The organism is Actinoplanes sp. NPDC004185, assembly GCF_053603475.1.
On record NZ_JBSGFR010000039.1, the window covers coordinates 41,292 to 54,954 of the forward strand.

Consider the following 13,663-nt stretch of genomic DNA (forward strand, 5'->3'; position numbering starts at 1 on the left):
GTTTGCTAGCGTCACCCGGTGGATCATTCCGCGATCGAGGTCCGCGACCTGTCGGTGAGCTACGGCTCCACGCCCGTGCTGACCGGCGTCCAGCTCACCGTGCCGGTCGGCGCCGGGGTCTGCGTGACCGGTGAGAACGGCATCGGCAAGTCGACGCTGCTGCGCTGCGTGGCGAGCCTGCAGCGGGCCGACGCGGGTGAGATCGAGATCTTCGGTGCCCCGCCCGGGTCCACACCGGAGTTCTGGCGGGCCGTGGTCACCACCGTGGAGCCGCCGACCTGGTATCCGGGCCTGACCGCCCGGGAACACGCCGAGCTGGTCTGCCGGGCGCACGGCCTGGACCCGGCGGCGGCCGGGATGGACGAGGCGCTGGACCGCTTCGGCATCGCCTCGCACGCCGACGCCATCCCGCTGTCGCTGTCGTCGGGGCAGAAGCAGCGCCTCACGCTGGCGCTGGCGTTGCTGCGGCCGAGCCGGCTGTTGATCCTGGACGAGCCGGAGCAACGCCTCGACCCCGAGGGCCGGGCACTGGTGGCGGGCCTGCTGCACGACTATCTCGCCGACGGCGGCACGGTGCTGATGGCCAGCCACGACGACGCGTTCGCGGCCGCGGCCGGCACGAGCACGGTGAGCATGGCGGACCTGCACTCCGCCGACGCGCAGTGACCGCCCCGGTCAGCGTCCGGGGCCTGCGCCGCTGGGTGCGCCGCACGCAGTCCGCGCACCGGGAACGCGGCGAGACCCTGGGCAACTACTACTTCGCCGTGCTCTTCGTGCTCATCGTCGGCGGCATCGTGCACAAGCAGATCGCCGCCGTGGTCTGGCCGGCCGAGCCGAACGCCTCCGAGCTGGCCGGCTACTCCCTGATGCTGGTCCTCGCAGGCGGGCTGTACCTGGCCCTGCGTCGCCTCGGCCCGCTGGCGCTGAGCCGCCCGGCCGCGTCCTGGCTGCTCACGGCCCCGGTCAGCCGGCACCGCCTGCTGCTGCCGTCGCTGTGGACAGCGCTGGCCGGAGCCGCCCTGGCCGGCACCGTGGGTGGCCTGGCCGTGCTGGGCCACGTCGCCGCACGGCCGGTGCCCGGGGCCGACGGACTGCTGCCGCTGGTCGGCGCGCTGCTCGGCGGCGCACTGCTGCTGGTGGCGCTGGGCGCGCAGGCCGGTCACCGGTGGTCGGCCTGGTCGGACCACGTGGCCTATCTGGTGACCGCGGTGGGCCTGGCCGGGCTGGTCGTCGACTCGGCCGTGGGCGCGCCCCGCCCGGATGCCGGGTGGCCGGCGGCGCCCGTCGTCACCGCGCTCGGCGGTGCGCTCGCGCTGGTCGTGACCCTGCTCCTGGTGCTGGCGGTACGGCGGCTCGCCACGACCCCGAACGAGCGGATCCTGGAGGCGTCCAAGACGGCCGGCACGCTGTTCGACTCGGCGTACGGCGTGGAGCCGTCCTTCGTGACAGAGATGGTCGAGCGGCGCTACTGGGCCCACCGCAAACTCAGCTCCCGGCGCCTGTGGTCCCGGGTGCCCGTCCTGGTCGCCCAGGACCTCCTGCTGCTGCGCCGCCGTCCCCGCCGCGTGCTGTGGGTGGCCGGGGCCGCCACGCTGCCCGCGCTGCTGACCCACCTGCCGGCCTGGATCCTCGGCGTCGCCGTGCTCGTCGGCGGCCTGATCGCCGGAGGCGTGACGGCCGGGACGATCCGCACCGACGCCGGCAACCCGGTCATGCTGCGCCTGCTCGGCCTGAGCTCGCGCCGGGCGATCGGCGAGCGGCTCTGGGTGCCCGGCGTGCTCTCCGGGCTCTGGTACGCCGCGGCGCTGACTCTGCTGTGGGCGTTCGGCGACCTGCCGGCCGGGCCGTGGTGGGCGCTCGGCCTGGCGCTGGGACCGGTCGGCGCGGCGGCGACGATGCGCAAGGCCCGGGCGGGCTTCGTCGACAACGGACTGTTGCCGCTGGACACCCCGATGGGCTCGGTGTCGACCGGGCCCGTGCTCGCCGCCGTCGCCGGGCTCGACGTGCTGCTGCTGGGCCTGCCCACGGTCGTGCAAATCGGCCAGGGCGGCCCGCTGAGCTGGACCGGCGTGCTCGTGCAGGCCGCGGTCGCGGTGATCGGCATGCGCGCCTATCTCAACGCGACCACCGAGACCGACCGGGTGGAGCTCAGCGGCCGCTAGAAGAGGGTCAGCTCGTTGCGCTCCATGCCGCGCAGCTTGTCGTAGTCGACCACCACGCAGCGGATGCCACGGTCGGTGGCCAGCACCCGGGCCTGCGGCTTGATCTCCTGGGCGGCGAAGACGCCCTGGACCGGTGCGAGCAGCGGGTCGCGGTTCATCAGCTCGAGATAGCGGGTGAGCTGCTCCACGCCGTCGATCTCGCCGCGGCGCTTGACCTCCACGGCCACCGCGCCCCCGGCGGCGTCGCGGCAGAGCAGGTCGACCGGGCCGATCGCCGTCATGTACTCGCGGCGGACCAGGGTCCAGCCCTCACCGAAGGTCGCCGGATGAGCCGCGAGCAGCTCCTGCAGGTGCGCCTCGACGCCGTCCTTGACCAGGCCGGGATCGACGCCCAGCTCGTACGAGGTGTCCTGGAAGATCTCCTCGAGGGTGATCCGCAGCTCCTCGCCGGCCTTGTTGACGACCTTCCACACGCCCGGGGCCTCCTGCAGCTTGCAGGGCGGGCTCATCCAGTTGAGCGGCTTGTAGGCACGGTCGTCGGCGTGGATGGACACCGAGCCGTCGGCCTTGACCATCAGGAGCCGGGTCGCCGGCGGCAGGTGGGCGGAGAGACGGCCGACATAGTCCACGGAGCATTTCGCAATGACCAGGCGCACCCGACGAGGGTAGCCTCCGTGCCCTGCCGCGCGAGCGCGGCGGTGCCATGCTGATGGTGTGCTCGAAGCGCTCACCGGTACCGGCCTGGCGGCATCCGCCGGTCTGAATGCCTACATCCCCCTGCTCACCATGGGTCTGCTGGCCCGCTACACCGACGCCATCGATCTGCCGGGCGGCTGGCAGTGGCTCTCCAACGGCTGGGTCATCGGCATCCTGGCGGTGCTGCTCGCGGTGGAGGTGGTCGCCGACAAGATCCCCGTGGTCGACCACGTCAACGACATCGTGCAGACCGTGGTCCGGCCGACCGCGGGCGGCCTGGCCTTCGGGGCCGGGTCGTCTTCGGAGACGGTCACCGTGTCGGACCCGGGCGCGTTCTTCGGCTCCCACCAGTGGGTGCCGGTGGCCGCCGGAGTCGTGATCGCGCTCTGCGTGCACGGCGTGAAGGCCGCCTCCCGGCCGGTGGTGAACGCGTCCACGGCGGGCATGGGTGCGCCCGTGGCCAGCACCGCCGAGGATTTCGGCAGCGTCGTGCTGTCCCTGCTGGCGATCCTGCTGCCGGTGCTGGTCCTGCTCGGACTCACGCTGCTCGTGCTCGGCGGCTGGTGGGTGATCAGGCGACGCCGGCACCGCAAGCGGGAACAGCGCCCGGTTGAGGGTGTCGGGACCCGGCGTCTGTTTGGTTGACTGCTGCGGTGGCCGCGATCGCCGTACCAGCCTTCGCCCTGACCTGGTGGCTCGGTTGCTATCTGGTGGGGCGTGATCCCACCCGCGCTGTGCTGTGGCGCGCGGCGGGGGCGCTGGTGGCGTACGCGGTCGCGGTCGCCGCCTGGACGGTGCAGCCGGGCTCCGGACTCGCCCAGGTGCTGCTCTGCGTGCCGGCCCTGGGCTGGGCCGGGGTCGCGGTGGGGCTGCTGCCGCCGAGCGCGCCGGAGCACCGGCAGGTCAACCGCGGCTGGCCGGTCGCCGCGCTGGTGTTCCTGGTGCTGGCGGCCGCGCTGCCGGACGTGGGCAAGCTGGTCGCCCTGGCTCCGCTGGCCGGCGGCACGGTGCTGCTGCTGCGCTACCGCGATCGGGTACGCCCGGCCTCGCTGCCCACCGCCCTGACCGCCGCCGCGATCCTCTACAGCCTCGGCCTCATCGTGGTGCTGGGCCCGATCGAGGTGGGCCCGCCCGCGCTGGTGATCGCCGCGATCGGGCTCGACCTGCTGGTCATGGGCTACCTGGTGGCGGTGGCCGATGCCGTGGAGGCGGGCGAGCGCCTCCTGCCCGACCTGCGCCGGTCCGGGCTGGCCGCGACGCTCGCCGTGCTGCTCTGCGGTGGTCCGGCGGCGCTGACCATGCTGGCCGCGCCCGGCCTCGGCACGGTGGCCGTGCTCCAGTTCGTGCTGGTGGCGATGGTGCTGAGCGCGGTGGGGCTGGCCGGGGAGCTGCGCGCGGGACTGGACCGGCTGGCCTTCCTCACCGACGACCAGCTGCGGCTCACCCGCGGCCCGCTGTACCGGGCCGCCGAGGCGCTGCCCCGGCGCCGGGAGCGGCACCAGATGCTCGCCCTCGACGCTGACGAGTTCCGCCGGCTGACCCGCCGCGCGCTGGAGGATTTCGGCGATGTGGGCCGGCTGCTGCGCAACCCGCTGGTCGAGCTGCCCACGGTGGACCGCCGGCTGGCCGCGCGCGGGCCCGGGGTGGCCGATCAGCCGCTGGTCCGGGCGGCCGAGCTGCAGGCGGTGCTGAGCGAGCACGTGGCCCGGCTCAGGCCGGCCGGGGTGTTCGGCACGACCGAGGAGTGGCGGTTCTTCAACGCGCTGCACTACTGCACGGTCATGGGGCTGCGGCCGTACCAGCGGGGCCCGCAGCCGGAGGGCCTGGACCGGGACGCCCGGCGGGCCGTGGACTGGTTCCGCCGGTATGTGCCCCGGCGCTCGCTGCGCCGGTGGCAGGCCGAGGGTGCGGCCATGGTCGCCGCGCAGCTCTGGCGGGATCTGGTGAGCACCGATCCACGCTGGTTGACCGGGACGGGAGCGGGCGCCCGCCGGCAACCCGTGCGGTGACGCTTCGGTGGCGACACGCGCCGCCTCAACCAGACACGGGCCCCAAAATGGTTAAAATCCCCCATATTGGAATCCGGGGGGTGCAGTGGGGAGCCACCGCAACGCACTGGTCGCCGTCGTCCGGCAGGAGCTGGCCGAAGCGCGCGGCACCGCCCGGGCCGTGCTGGCCGCCGCCGAGTCGGCCCGCAGTGAGGCGCTGCGCCGCAAACAACTGATCCGGGACGCGTACTCGACCTGCCTGGCCCAGCTGGCCGAGGCGCGGGAGGCCGCCCGGGAGGACATCCTGCGCCGGACCCGCAGCGAGGCCGGCTCGCTGACCCGCAACGTGGAATCGCTCGCCGCCCTGTACGCCTCCGGCGCGGCCGGCACCGCGTGGCGCTACTGGACCCCCACCGACCCGGACCGGGTCACCCGCCCGGGGCTGCTACGGATCGGCACCATCGGCTACGACCCGGGCGACGGAGAACGACGCCTGCCCGCCCTGGTGCCGCTGCTCGACCACGCCCACCTCAACCTGGCCGGCGACCGGGAGTCCGTGGACGGCGTCATCTCGGGCCTGCTGCTGCGCGCGCTCGGCACCACCCGGCCCGGCGACGTGCGGCTCACCGTCTACGACCCCGAGCAGCTCGGGGGGACGCTGGCCGCGTTCGCGCCGCTGGGCCACGCCGGGCTGCTGTCCTTCGTCGGTCCCGGCGGGCTCGGCGCGGTCCTCGACGACCTGGTGGAGCAGATCTGCCGGGTCAACGAGACCGTCCTGGCCGGCGAGTACGCCTCCCTCGCCGAGCACATCGCGGCCACCACCGGCCCCCGCCCGGAACCGTGGCGGATCATCGTGCTGCTCGCGGACGCCGAGCTGAGCCCCGATCAGCGGGCCCAGCTGGACCGGATCGCCCGTACCGGGGTGGCCTGCGGCGTCCACCTGGTCGTCCGGGGCCTGGAGCTGGCCCCGGATCCCACGGTGGAACGCATCGAGGTGCACGGCGGGACGGCCACCTGCGACACCATCGGCGACCTCACCGTACGGCTCGACGCGCCCCCGCCCCCGGAGCGGATCGCCGGGTTCTGCCGGGCCACGGCCGAGAAGCTGCGCCAGGGGCCGCCGCCCGCCCGCTTCGCCGACCTGGAACCGGAGAAGCTCTGGCTGGAGTCGTCCGCGCACGGGCTGAGCGCGCCGATCGGGGACAGCACCGACGGCTCCCTGATCTCGGTGCCGCTCGGCGACGACCCGCCGCACGCGCTGATCGGCGGCCCGTCCGGCTCCGGCAAGACCAACCTCATCTACGCCTGGATCGGCTCGCTGGCCGCCCGGTACGGCCCCGAGGAACTGGCCTTCTACCTGCTCGATTTCAAAGAGGGTGTGTCGTTCGCCCGGTTCGCCCCGGGCCCGCGCGACCCCAGCTGGCTGCCCCAGGTGCGCCTGGCCGGCATCAACGTCAACGGCGACCGGGAGTTCGGCCTGGCCCTGCTGCGCCACCTCGGCGAGGAGCTGCGGGCCCGGGCCCAGGCGGCCAAGCGCCACGAGGCCTCGAAGCTGGCCGAGCTGCGCGCCGAGGACCCGGCCGGGCACTGGCCGCGGATCGTCGCCGTGATCGACGAGTTCCAGGTGCTGCTGGCCGGGCGGGACGCGGTCGCCGAGGAGGCCGTGACCCTGCTGGAGGACCTGGCCCGGCGTGGCCGCTCGCAGGGCATCCACCTCGTGCTGGCCAGCCAGGACGTCTCCGGCATCGAGGCATTGTGGGGCCGCTCCGGCCTGATCGGACAGTTCACCCTGCGCATCGCGCTGCCCAAGGCCCGGCGGATCCTGGCCGACACGAATTTGGCCGCGGCCGTCATCCCCCGCTTCCACGCGGTGGTCAACGCCGACTCCGGCGCGGCCGGGGCCAACCACATCGTCCGGTTGCCCGACGCCGGCGACCGGCAGACCTGGCGCACGCTGCAACGCAAGCTCTGGCACCGGCGGCCGGACACCTGCGTGCCACCCCGGCTCTTCGACGGGGACGCGGTGCCACGGTTGCCGGAGGCGTACCGGCCCACCGGGCGGGTGGTGCACTCGGGCGGCGACATCGGCTCGTCCCCGGGGGCGGTGCTGGGCGAGCGGATCGACGTGGCTGCCCGCCCCGCGCGGCTGCGGCTGGGCCGGATGCCCGGTCGCAACCTGGCTGTGCTCGGCACCCGTACCGATGAGGCCTGTGACGTGCTCGCCGCGGCCGCGCTCTCGCTGGCCGCGCAGGGGCCCGCCCGCTTCAGCGTCGTCTGCCTGGAACCCGGCGCGGAACGCCCGGCCGCCCGGCTCGTCGCCGAGCTGCCCCAGGCCGACTGGTACGGCAGCGGCGACCTCGACCAGTTCTTCGACATCCTGGCGCCGGACGGCATCCCGCACTACGTCCTCGGTTACGCCCTGGACGCCGCCGGAGCGTCCTACCGCGACCGCTGGCGGGCCCTGCTGACCGACGGGCCCGAGCAGCGCATCCACGTCCTGGGCTGGTGGCGGTCCGTGCCCCGGCTGCGCGACGACCTCGGCGGCCCCGGCGCCCGGCTGGACACGATCGGCGCGTGGGTGGCGCTCGACGTGCAGGGCCCCGAGCTCAGCCCACTCTCGCCCCAGCCCGGCGGCCCGGTCTGGTATCCGCGCGCCCGCCGGGCGCTGTTCTTCGACCGCTCGGTGCACCGCCATCCGGAAGTGATCATCCCGTACGAGGTGAACAGTGACCACACGTGACCGCGACTACCAGCTGATGATGAGCGCGCTCGCCGACGTCGCCCGGCGGCGGGACGCGGCTCTGGCCGATGCCGAGCAGGCGTACCAGACCAGTGCCGCGCAGGCCGCCGGGGAACTCGCCCGGGCCGAGGGCGACGCGATCTCGGCCGACCGCTGGGCCGGCGCGGCGGCGGCCCAGGTGCTCGACGTGGACCGCGAGGCGGCCCGGCTGTGGGAGCAGCTGCGGCGGGCCCCGGGCCTGCGGGTACGGGCGCTGGGTGAGGTGCCCGAGCCACTGTCCATCGAGGCGCTGCCGCGGACCGCGCTGGAGAGCGGGCCGGACTCCGGTTCGACCCTGCCGGCGCCGCGGCAGTCGGCCCGGACGCTGCTCGCCCGGGCGGCCGAGCGGATCGACGTGACCGTGCGCCCGCCGCTGCGCCGGTCGCTGCCGCGCTGGTCGCTGCCGCTGCTGCCGCTGCTGGGCGCGCTGGTGGCCGGGCTGTGCGGGCTGGTCGCGGCCGGGCTGGTGACCTTCGGGGGTACGGGGATCCCGGGCGGTGCCGTGCTGCGCGGGCTGGGCTGGCTGGCGTTCGTGGTCGCGCCGTCCGCGGGCGTACCGGTGGCCGCCGCGCTCGCCCACCGCAAGCTGCGGGCCCGGCTCGACATCGGCGGGATCGGGCTGACCCTGATCGGCGGGATGCTCGCCGCGACCGTCCTCTCGGTGACCTTCGCGTCATCCCGCTGAGCTGCCCCCGTATGGTCTCTGCCTATGGAAGAGACCGCGATCGAGGTCAATGGTCTGCGCAAGCTCTACGGTGACACCGCCGCCGTGGACGGCCTCGATCTCACGGTCCGGCGCGGCGAGATCTTCGCCCTGCTCGGCCCGAACGGGGCGGGCAAGACGACCACGGTGGAGATTCTCGAGGGCTACCGCCGGCGCGACGGCGGGCAGATGAGTGTGCTCGGTGTCGACCCGGCCGTGGTGCACGGCCGGGGCACCCGCGCGGATCCGGCCGTCCGGCGCTGGCGCGAGCGGGTCGGCATCGTGCTGCAGGGCACCGGCGAGTTCGACGAGCTGACCGTGGGCGAGGTCGTCACCCACTTCGCCCGCTTCTACCCCGCCCCCGACGACCCGGCCGCGGTGATCGACCGGGTCGGCCTGTCGGCCAAGGCGGGGGCCCGCACGCACACCCTCTCCGGCGGGCAGAAGCGCCGCCTCGACGTGGCCCTGGGCATCATCGGCCGGCCCGAGCTGCTCTTCCTGGACGAGCCGACCACCGGCTTCGACCCGGAGGCCCGGCGCGAGTTCTGGGCGCTGATCCGGGACCTGGCCCGGGGCGGGACCACGATCGTGCTGACCACGCACTACCTGGAGGAGGCCGAGACCCTGGCCGACCGGGTCGGGGTCATCACGGCCGGCCGGCTCATCGCGGTGGACACGCCCCGCGAGCTCGGCAACCGGGACTCCGCCCTGGCGACCGTCTCCTGGCGTACCCCCGAAGGGGTCTGGGAACGCGCGGAGAGCGCGACGCCGACGGCGCTGGTGGCCGACCTGGCCGCGCGCTTCGACGGCGAGGTGCCCGGCCTGACCGTCACCCGGCCGACCCTCGAAGACATCTACCTCACGATGATCGGAGCGCAATGAGGCTGGGCCTGCGGCAGGGTGTGCTGGAGATCCGGCAGTTCCTGCGCAGCCGCGAGCAGGTGATGTTCACGCTGGCCTTCCCGGCGATCCTCATCCTGGTCTTCGGCTCGATCTTCTCCGGCGACATCGGCAACGGCGTCAAGTTCACCCAGTACTTCGTCACCGGCATGATCGCCACCGGGCTGATGACGGCCGGCTTCCAGGCGCTGGCCATCCAGATCCCGCAGGAACGCGACCGGGGCGTGCTCAAGCGGCTGCTCGGCACGCCGATGCCACGCTGGGTCTACTTCGCCGGCAAGGTGCTGATGGTGGCGTTCATCGCGGTGCTGGAGACCGTCATCCTGCTTACCGTGGCGACGTTGCTGTTCGACCTGGACCTGCCGGACACCGGGGCCAAGTGGCTGACGTTCCTGTGGGTGTCGGCGCTGGGCATCACCGCGTGCACGCTCTGCGGGGTGGCGTTCTCGTCGCTGGCGCGTACCGGTCGCAGCGCGCCCGCCGTGGTCACCCCGGTCGCGCTGATCCTGCAGTTCATCTCCGGGGTGTTCTTCGTCTTCACCAGCCTGCCGGGCTGGATGCAGAACGTCGCGTCGATCTTCCCGTTGAAGTGGATGTGCCAGGGCCTGCGCTCGGTCTTCCTGCCGGAGTCCTTCGGCCCGCGCGAGCCGGGCGGCTCCTACGACCTGCCGATGGTCGCGCTGGTGCTGGGGGTGTGGTGCCTGGTGGCCCTCGTCCTGTGTCTGACCACATTCCGATGGACCACCAAGCGCGACGGCTGAGCCCCTATTCGCCGTACGAGTAGAAGCCCTTGCCGGTCTTGCGGCCCAGGTCGCCGGCGGTGACCATGCGCTGCAGCAGCTCGGGCGGGAAGAACTTCTCGTCCGCGGTGTCGTGGTAGATGTTCGACGTCGCGTTGAGCATGACGTCCAGGCCGGTCAGGTCGACGGTGGCCAGCGGGCCCATGGCGTGCCCGAAGCCGAGCTTCATCACCGTGTCCAGGTCGGCCGCCGACACCACGCCGGTCTCGACCAGCTTGATCGCCTCGACCAGCAGCGCGGAGAAGAGCCGGTTGGAGACGAAGCCGGCCACGTCCCGCTTGACCTCGACGCAGGTCTTGCCGACCTCCTCGGCGAAGTTGCGCGCACTGGCCATCGTCTCGTCCGAGGTCTGGTAGCCGCGGACCAGCTCGACCAGCTTCATCATCGGCACCGGCGAGAAGAAGTGGATGCCCACGACCGACTCCGGCCGCGAGGTGACCGCGGCGATCTGGGTGATCGGGATGGCCGAGGTGTTGGTGCCGAGCACCGCGCCGGGCTTGCAGATCTTGTCGAGCGCGCGGAAGACCTCGTGCTTGGCCTCCAGCTTCTCGAAGATCGCCTCGACCACCACGTCCGCGTCGGCCATCGCGTCGAGCTCGGTCGTGGTGGTGATCCGGCCGACCGCCGCCTCGGCGTCCTCGGCCGAGATCTTGCCCTTGGTCGCGAAACGGCCCAGGGAATCCCGGATCGCCGCCACGCCCCGGGCCAGCGAGGCCTCGTCCAGGTCCCGCAGCGTGACCTGCCAGCCGGCCTGGGCGGCCACCTGGGCGATGCCCGAACCCATCAGACCGGAGCCGATGACCGCGAGTCGACCAGCCATGTGTGCTCTCCTTCTCCACGTTGAGACAACGCCGACAGCCTAGCCGCCGTGCTTAACGAACGCTCAGGGCCTCGATCGGGGCAAATCCCGGGAAATCCCCCGTCGCCGGTGCCAGACTGTGCCCATGCCACCAAGCGACGGCTGGTACCTCCTCGGGCCGTTCATCGCCGTCGCCCTCGTCGGTTTCCTCGGCGCGATCTTCTGGCGGATGGGCCTGCAGTGGACGCAGGTCCGCGAGGACCCGCTCCGCGAGCTGTACGCGGGCCTGGCCATCTTCGGCGAGGCGGAGGACTACGGCCTGCTCTGCCCGGCCGCGGCGACCGACGACCCGGACATCGCCGAGGAGATCCGCACCCTGCTGGCCGCCGCGGGCATCCGCTCCACGTCGGCGGTACGCGCGGACGGCCGGCTGCTGGTGCTGGTCTTCCCCGAGGAAGTGGACGAGGCCCGCCGGCTGGTCGGCGGCTCCCCGGCGCTCTGACTCAGAAGTCGTACGTCGGTTCGGTGACCACCGCGCGCTCGACGTCCACGCCCAGGTTGGCCAGGTCCGACACGAAGTCCGGGTAGCCGCGGTCGATGTGGTGCACCTCGCCGACCTCGGTGATGCCGTCCGCGCACAGGCCGGCGATGACCAGCCCCGCACCCGCCCGGATGTCGGTGGCCCGGACCGGCGCGCCGGAGAGCCGTTCGCGGCCGTTGACCACCGCGTGGTGCCCGTCGGTACGGATGTCGGCGCCCAGCCGGACCATCTCGTTCACGAACATGAACCGGCCGTCGAAGATGTTCTCGGTGATCAGCGAGGAGCCCGCGCTCACCGCGGCCAGCCCGATCGCCATCGGCAGCAGGTCCGTGGCGAAGCCCGGGTACGGCAGGGTCACGATGTCGACGGCCTTCGGGCGGTCGTCCATGCGTACCCGGAACTGGTTGTCGCCCGGCTCGACCACCGCGCCCGCCGAGACCAGCTTGTCCAGGGCGATCGCCAGGTATTCGGGCCGGACGCCGTGCACGGTGACGTCGCCGCGGGTCATGGCCGCGCCGAACGCCCAGGTGCCGCCGACGATCCGGTCGCCCACCGTGGTGTGCCGCACCGGCTTGAGCGCCTCGACGCCCTCGACGGTCAGGGTCGAGGTGCCGGCGCCGTCGATCTGCGCGCCCATCGCGGTCAGCATGTCGCAGATGTCGACGATCTCCGGCTCGCGGGCCGCGTTGTCGATCTCCGTGACGCCCTTGGCCAGGACCGCGGCCATGAGCAGGTTCTCGGTCGCGCCGACGCTGGGGAAGTCCAGCCAGATCTTGCCGCCGTGCAGGCCGCCGGGCGCCGAGGCGATCACGAAGCCGTGCTCGCCGGAGATCTCCGCACCCATCCGGGCCAGGCCGGCGACGTGCATGTCCAGGCCGCGGGAGCCGATCGCGTCGCCGCCCGGGTGCGCGACCCGCACGTAGCCGCGGCGGGCCAGCAGCGGGCCCAGCACGCAGATGGACGCGCGCAGCCGGCGCACCAGGTCGTAGTCGGTCTCGCTGCCCGGCTCGGCGGGCACGTCGATGGTCGCCTCGCCGTCGGCCAGCGACACCTCGCAGCCCAGCCGGCGCAGCACCTCGGCCATGATCGCCACGTCGGTGATGCGCGGGACGTTGGCCACCACACTGCGGCCCTCGGCGAGCAGGGCGACCGCCATCAGCTTGAGCGCGGAGTTCTTCGCGCCACCGACCGTGACGTCACCGGACAGTCGGGCGCCACCCTTGACTCTGATCACATCCACGCGGGCCATCGTATGGGTCGCGCCCACCGGCCTCCGTAGGGTGGGGGGCATGGCCGTGCATCTCACCCGCATTTACACCCGCACCGGCGACGCCGGTTCGACCCGCCTGGGCAACAACGAGGTGGCCGCGAAGACCGATCCCCGGGTCGTGGCGTACGCGGACGCCGACGAGTGCAACGCCGCGATCGGGGTGGCGCTCGCAATGGGCGCGCTCGCCCCGGACGTGAAGAGCGTGCTCACGGCGGTGCAGAACGATCTGTTCGATGTGGGCGCCGACCTGTGCAACCCGCTGGCCGACGACCCGCCGTACCCGCCGCTGCGAATCACCGAGGCATACGTGACCCGGCTCGAGGGCTGGTGCGACGAATACAACGAGCAGCTGCCGGAGCTCGACTCCTTCGTGCTGCCGGGCGGGACGCCGGGTGCGGCCCTGCTGCACGTGGCCCGCACGGTCGCCCGCCGCGCGGAACGCTCGGCGTGGGCGCTCTACGAGGCCGAGCAGGAGCGCACGTCACTGCTGCCGGCGAAATACCTGAACCGGCTCTCCGACCTGCTGTTCATCCTGGGCCGCACAGCAAACCCGGGCGGCGACGTGAAGTGGGTGCCGGGCGGGGTCTCTTGACCCTGCACCACATCGAGCTCTGGGTGCCCGACCTGCCGGGCGCACTGGGCCCCTGGGGATGGCTGCTGGGCGAAATGGGCTGGCAGCCGTACCAGGAATGGCCCCAGGGCAACTCGTGGCGGCACGGGGACGTGTATCTGGTGCTGGAGCAGTCCCCGGCACTGTCCGGCACGGTGCACGATCGCCGGGCGCCCGGACTTAACCATGTGGCCTTCACGGTGGCCGGCGAGGCCGAGGTGGACCGGCTCAGCGGGGCGGCGCCGGCCCAGGGGTGGTCGCTGATGTTCGCCGACCGGCATCCGCACGCGGGCGGGCCGGAGAGCTATGCGGCCTATCTGGAGGACGCTTGGGGGTATGAGGTGGAGCTCTGCTCCGGGCCGCCCGCTATGTAATCCGAGAGGTAGAGCTACTTCACATGCGGATTCATGGCTAC

General features: G+C 73.1%; 14 protein-coding genes. 11 read left to right on the top strand and 3 right to left on the bottom strand.

Annotated features, from left to right (window positions below; translation table 11 throughout):
• Nucleotides 1-18 precede the first annotated feature (18 nt).
• Both ACWEOZ_RS32465 and ACWEOZ_RS32470 read left to right on the top strand, forming a co-directional pair.
• A complete protein-coding gene (locus tag ACWEOZ_RS32465; protein ID WP_451914483.1) occupies nucleotides 19-666 on the top strand; it encodes an ABC transporter ATP-binding protein in 648 nt (215 codons plus the stop codon).
• Entirely contained in the window at nucleotides 663-2,162 is a 1,500-nt protein-coding gene (locus ACWEOZ_RS32470; RefSeq protein ID WP_451914484.1) for a DUF6297 family protein, read from the top strand. Before ACWEOZ_RS32465 ends, ACWEOZ_RS32470 begins: the two co-directional genes overlap by 4 nt.
• On the opposite strand, the gene nucS is transcribed toward ACWEOZ_RS32470, so the two are convergent.
• Entirely contained in the window at nucleotides 2,159-2,818 is a 660-nt protein-coding gene (gene nucS, locus ACWEOZ_RS32475) for an endonuclease NucS (protein ID WP_451914485.1), read from the bottom strand. The genes ACWEOZ_RS32470 and nucS overlap by 4 nt on opposite strands.
• A gap of 58 nt (nucleotides 2,819-2,876) precedes the next feature.
• Here nucS and ACWEOZ_RS32480 point away from each other — a divergent pair, with 58 nt between their 5' ends.
• From ACWEOZ_RS32480 to ACWEOZ_RS32505, 6 genes are all read left to right on the top strand, one after another.
• Nucleotides 2,877-3,503 carry a DUF4126 domain-containing protein gene (locus ACWEOZ_RS32480; RefSeq protein WP_451914486.1) on the top strand — a complete coding sequence of 209 codons (627 nt, stop codon included), beginning with the start codon at nucleotides 2,877-2,879 and terminating at the stop codon, nucleotides 3,501-3,503.
• An 8-nt stretch (nucleotides 3,504-3,511) separates the two neighbouring features.
• Nucleotides 3,512-4,867, top strand: coding sequence for a hypothetical protein (locus tag ACWEOZ_RS32485; protein WP_451914487.1), 1,356 nt, complete (start codon nucleotides 3,512-3,514; stop codon nucleotides 4,865-4,867).
• An 85-nt stretch (nucleotides 4,868-4,952) separates the two neighbouring features.
• Nucleotides 4,953-7,586: an FtsK/SpoIIIE domain-containing protein gene (locus tag ACWEOZ_RS32490; RefSeq protein ID WP_451914488.1), complete on the top strand. Its 2,634-nt coding sequence runs from the start codon at nucleotides 4,953-4,955 to the stop codon at nucleotides 7,584-7,586.
• Entirely contained in the window at nucleotides 7,573-8,310 is a 738-nt protein-coding gene (locus ACWEOZ_RS32495) for a hypothetical protein (RefSeq protein WP_451914489.1), read from the top strand. Before ACWEOZ_RS32490 ends, ACWEOZ_RS32495 begins: the two co-directional genes overlap by 14 nt.
• A gap of 24 nt (nucleotides 8,311-8,334) precedes the next feature.
• Nucleotides 8,335-9,210, top strand: a complete 876-nt coding sequence (locus ACWEOZ_RS32500) for an ABC transporter ATP-binding protein (protein WP_451914490.1) — start codon at nucleotides 8,335-8,337, stop codon at nucleotides 9,208-9,210.
• Entirely contained in the window at nucleotides 9,207-9,989 is a 783-nt protein-coding gene (locus ACWEOZ_RS32505) for an ABC transporter permease (protein ID WP_451914491.1), read from the top strand. The genes ACWEOZ_RS32500 and ACWEOZ_RS32505 overlap by 4 nt, the downstream gene beginning before the upstream one ends.
• A gap of 4 nt (nucleotides 9,990-9,993) precedes the next feature.
• Here the strand turns inward: ACWEOZ_RS32505 and ACWEOZ_RS32510 are convergent, their stop codons facing one another.
• Entirely contained in the window at nucleotides 9,994-10,848 is an 855-nt protein-coding gene (locus ACWEOZ_RS32510; protein WP_451914492.1) for a 3-hydroxyacyl-CoA dehydrogenase family protein, read from the bottom strand.
• A 124-nt stretch (nucleotides 10,849-10,972) separates the two neighbouring features.
• Between ACWEOZ_RS32510 and ACWEOZ_RS32515 the strand changes: the two genes are divergently transcribed.
• Nucleotides 10,973-11,329: a hypothetical protein gene (locus tag ACWEOZ_RS32515; RefSeq protein ID WP_451914493.1), complete on the top strand. Its 357-nt coding sequence runs from the start codon at nucleotides 10,973-10,975 to the stop codon at nucleotides 11,327-11,329.
• Between the two features lies 1 nt (nucleotide 11,330).
• Here the strand turns inward: ACWEOZ_RS32515 and murA are convergent, their stop codons facing one another.
• Nucleotides 11,331-12,617, bottom strand: coding sequence for a UDP-N-acetylglucosamine 1-carboxyvinyltransferase (gene murA, locus ACWEOZ_RS32520; RefSeq protein ID WP_451914522.1), 1,287 nt, complete (start codon nucleotides 12,615-12,617; stop codon nucleotides 11,331-11,333).
• A gap of 40 nt (nucleotides 12,618-12,657) precedes the next feature.
• Here murA and ACWEOZ_RS32525 point away from each other — a divergent pair, with 40 nt between their 5' ends.
• Both ACWEOZ_RS32525 and ACWEOZ_RS32530 read left to right on the top strand, forming a co-directional pair.
• Nucleotides 12,658-13,230 carry a cob(I)yrinic acid a,c-diamide adenosyltransferase gene (locus tag ACWEOZ_RS32525; RefSeq protein WP_451914494.1) on the top strand — a complete coding sequence of 191 codons (573 nt, stop codon included), beginning with the start codon at nucleotides 12,658-12,660 and terminating at the stop codon, nucleotides 13,228-13,230.
• Nucleotides 13,206-13,622 carry a VOC family protein gene (locus tag ACWEOZ_RS32530; RefSeq protein WP_451914495.1) on the top strand — a complete coding sequence of 139 codons (417 nt, stop codon included), beginning with the start codon at nucleotides 13,206-13,208 and terminating at the stop codon, nucleotides 13,620-13,622. Before ACWEOZ_RS32525 ends, ACWEOZ_RS32530 begins: the two co-directional genes overlap by 25 nt.
• Nucleotides 13,623-13,663 lie beyond the last annotated feature (41 nt).